4 protein-coding genes are annotated in these 3520 nt (G+C 51.2%); all 4 read right to left on the bottom strand.

The window, feature by feature from the left end:
* Positions 1 to 850 (bottom strand): 2-oxo acid dehydrogenase subunit E2 (locus J5F18_RS11340; RefSeq protein ID WP_346298740.1); only part of this gene is annotated, 850 nt, incomplete at its 3' end.
* Positions 843 to 1274, bottom strand: a complete 432-nt coding sequence (locus tag J5F18_RS11335; RefSeq protein WP_346298739.1) for a biotin/lipoyl-containing protein — start codon at positions 1272 to 1274, stop codon at positions 843 to 845. The genes J5F18_RS11335 and J5F18_RS11340, both read right to left, overlap by 8 nt.
* Positions 1275 to 1285: 11 nt before the next feature.
* A complete protein-coding gene (locus tag J5F18_RS11330; RefSeq protein ID WP_346298738.1) occupies positions 1286 to 2263 on the bottom strand; it encodes a transketolase C-terminal domain-containing protein in 978 nt (325 codons plus the stop codon).
* A complete protein-coding gene (locus J5F18_RS11325; protein WP_346298737.1) occupies positions 2263 to 3456 on the bottom strand; it encodes a thiamine pyrophosphate-dependent dehydrogenase E1 component subunit alpha in 1194 nt (397 codons plus the stop codon). The genes J5F18_RS11330 and J5F18_RS11325 overlap by 1 nt, the downstream gene beginning before the upstream one ends.
* Positions 3457 to 3520 lie beyond the last annotated feature (64 nt).

Below are 3520 nucleotides of genomic sequence, written 5' to 3'. Positions count from 1 at the left end.
TACCCTCGCGTGCTGCAGCGGTTAAACGATTCACTTCTTCGGCAACTTCAAGCAATGACTTGTTCTGCACCGCTTTGATATTCGGCACCATCAAGCCCACTTTGGTCGCAACGGCCATACCAATGTTATGGTCATCGAAGTAGGTGATTTCGGTCGCTTCATCATTCAACTGCGCGTTCATAATTGGGAACTCGCTCAGCGCCAACGACATCGCCTTAATGAAGAATGGCATTAAGGTTAAGCGCACACCTTGCTCGGCATATTGAGCCTTTAACTTCGCATGCAAGGCACGCAATTCGGTTAAGTCGAACTCTTCTGCATAGGTAAAGTGCGGAATAGTGCGCACTGAGTCGGCCATTTGTCGTGCCATTGCTGCTCGCACGCCACGCATCGGCTCAGTTCGCTTGCCGCCCGTAGCTGGCATTGCTGCTGAACTTGCCGCTGGGCTTGCTGCTGCAGGCGAAGCAGAGGTTGAGGCTGCTGGTTTCGCACTGCTCAGATCTTCTTTAAGAATCCGCCCTTTTTTACCACTACCCTGCACTGCAGTTAAGTCGATTCCAGCTTCACGAGCGCGGCGACGCACTGCTGGGCTGGCTAAGACTTTGCCGTCTGCTGCTGGCTGTGGTGCCTCAAACTGGCCGCCGGCTGCGCGAGCTGGCTCGGCTGCTGCCGTTGCAGGCGCGTTGCTTGCAGTCGGCGCAGAAGCCGCTGTTGCAGGAGCTGAATCAGCGGCACCACTCAAGGCAAATAAAGGCGCACCAACTTTGGCAATGTCACCTTTAGCGTAATACAGTTTGCTGACGATACCATCCGACTTAGCTGGAATTTCGACGACCGCTTTATCAGTCATCACTTCCACCACGACTTGGTTCGACAATTTCGCACTCAACAATACCTTCACCAATGTCTGGCAAGATAAAGTCATTGGCACTGCCTGACGCAGTGGCTGACGAGGATTGAATTTCCTCTGGTTGCGAGTCAGCCGGCGCGACCGGTGTCGGTTTGCTTTCCGCTTGCGCAGGCGCAGCGTCAGTGCCTTCGGCATCAATCGCAAATAATGGCTCACCGACTTTGGCTATATCGCCTTTGGCGTAATAAAGCTTGGTGACAATACCGTCGAATTTCGCTGGAATCTCAACCACAGCTTTGTCGGTCATGACTTCCACGACAACCTGATCTTCTTGCACTGAATCGCCTTCCTGGACTTGCCATTCGACGATTTCACACTCAACGATACCTTCACCGATATCTGGTAAAATGAAATCCGTGCTCATGAAAGCTCCTGTTAGTAATTCAGTGAACGTTTAATCATTTCGTACGTCTTCAGATGATCTGAGAAGTACTCTTTTTCATGCGCTAGCGGGTATGGTGTGTCTAACCCAGACGCACGCATCACTGGCGACTCGAGATACAGGAAGCATTTTTCCTGAATCGTCGCTGCCACTTCACTACCGAATGCCATGGTATGTGGCGCTTCTTGGCTCACGACCATGCGGCCGGTTTTCATCACCGACTGAGCAACGGTGTCGACATCCCACGGTAAAATGCTGCGTAAGTCGATAATTTCGACGCTGACGCCGTCTTTTTTGGCTAATTCGGCAGCGCGCTCAATCACTTCGACTTGCGCACCCCAACCAACCACTGTGATATCCGTGCCTTCTTGCACGACCTCAGCTTTACCGATTGGGAGTGTGTATTCTTCTTCTGGAACTTCGCCAACCGCAGCGCGATAGAGACGCTTCGGTTCAAGGAACAGTACTGGGTTCGGATCAAAAATCGCACTCAATAACAGGCCTTTCGCTTGGTAAGGATTACGTGGCACGACAATTTTCAAACCCGGTGTATGCGCAAAGTAAGCTTCTGGCGATTGCGAGTGATAGTGACCACCGTGAATACCGCCACCGTATGGCGTCCGAATCGTCAAGCCACCGACGTTGAACTCATTACCTGAACGATAGCGGAATTTAGCCGATTCGTTCACGATTTGGTCAAACGCAGGGAAAATGTAATCACCAAACTGGATTTCTGCGACCGGGAAGCTACCTTGTGCCGCTAAGCCATTGGCAAAACCAATAATGCCTTGCTCAACCAACGGCGTATTAAAGCAGCGGCTACGGCCATATTTCTGCTGTAAGCCACTGGTTGCACGGAAAACACCGCCAAAGTGGCCAACGTCTTCACCAAATACACTCACTTTCTCGTTCTTCGCCATCGCCACATCAAGGGCGCTATTGATGGCTTGAAGTAAATTCATTTTTGCCATTATTTCACGCCTCCTGAGGTTGCCGGGTACGCATCCGGATATTGACGGATGTGTGCTTTTAACGCGTCGAGTTGATCCTTCAGCCCTTGCGTCGGCTCGTCATAGACGTCAGAAATAATTTCATCAACGTGCGGTGCTGGGACAGTTTCCGCTTTCTTCAAGGCAGCCAATACTTCTTCTTTATGCTGCTGCATTTGTGCATCGGCTTCTTCTTCACTGATCCAGCCCTTTTTCACTAACCAGTTGCGGAAACGAATCATTGGCTCGCGTTTGCGGCGGGCTTCTTCCTCTTCCTTGCTACGGTAGCCACTTGGGTCGTCTGACGTGGAATGGCCGGCCATACGGTAGGACATGGCTTCAATCAAGACTGGCTCATTTTCTTCCACCGCTAAACGACGCGCTTCTTGCATCGCTTGGTAGACAGCAAAAATGTCATTACCGTCCACACGAATGGCTTTCATGCCATAGCCGACTGCGCGCGGCGCAATGCCGTCGCCCGCGAACTGCTCATTCGCCGGTGTTGAAATGGCGTAGCCGTTGTTACGACAGAAGAAAATCACTGGCACTTTGAATACCGCAGCCATATTCAGACCGGCATGGAAGTCACCTTCAGAAGCGGCCCCTTCACCGAAGTAACATAAGGTACAGGTTTTGTCGCCAGACTGCTTTTGACCATACGCGTAGCCGGTCGCTTGTGGGATTTGCGTTCCCAGCGGCGATGAAATGGTCATAAAGTTCAATGCGGCACAGCCGTAATGCACTGGCATTTGCCGGCCTTTACCGAGGTCTAGTTCGTTCGAGAACAACTGGTTCATGAATTGCTCAAGGGTAAAACCACGAAACGCTAACGCGCCTTGTTCACGGTATTGGCCCATGATCATGTCTTCAAACTTGAGCGCAGCTGCCGAACCAATTGCTGCAGCCTCTTCGCCCAATGACGACAAGTAAAAACTAATCCGACCTTGGCGCTGCGCAGCAATCATGCGCTCGTCGAGAATTCGAATAAATTGCATGGTGCTGAACATTTTCAGTGCCAGCTCTTTGCTAATCTCCGGTAGTGTCACTCCCTTGTGTACCGTGCCGTCTTCTTTCAGCAGCTGATACATCGGAATATCAAGGGCATTGCCGGAAATTACCTGCAGTTCGGTGGTCACTGCAGTTTTTTGAGGATCCTTTGCCATTTGCGTAGCCATAGCGTTCTCTTCAGTGTGTTAATACTTTGTGACAGACTTTACCTTTACGTCAACTGCGATGCAA

This window comes from Halomonas sp. BM-2019 (assembly GCF_017584085.1).
The sequence above is the reverse complement of the archived record's forward strand: the minus strand, read 5'-3'. Positions and strand labels throughout refer to the sequence as shown.

Coding starts and splice junctions, on each gene's coding strand:
- J5F18_RS11335 (WP_346298739.1), bottom strand. CDS start 1,274: ATGAGCACGGATTTCATTTTACCAGATATCGGTGAAGGTATCGTTGAG.
- J5F18_RS11330 (WP_346298738.1), bottom strand. CDS start 2,263: ATGGCAAAAATGAATTTACTTCAAGCCATCAATAGCGCCCTTGATGTG.
- J5F18_RS11325 (WP_346298737.1), bottom strand. CDS start 3,456: ATGGCTACGCAAATGGCAAAGGATCCTCAAAAAACTGCAGTGACCACC.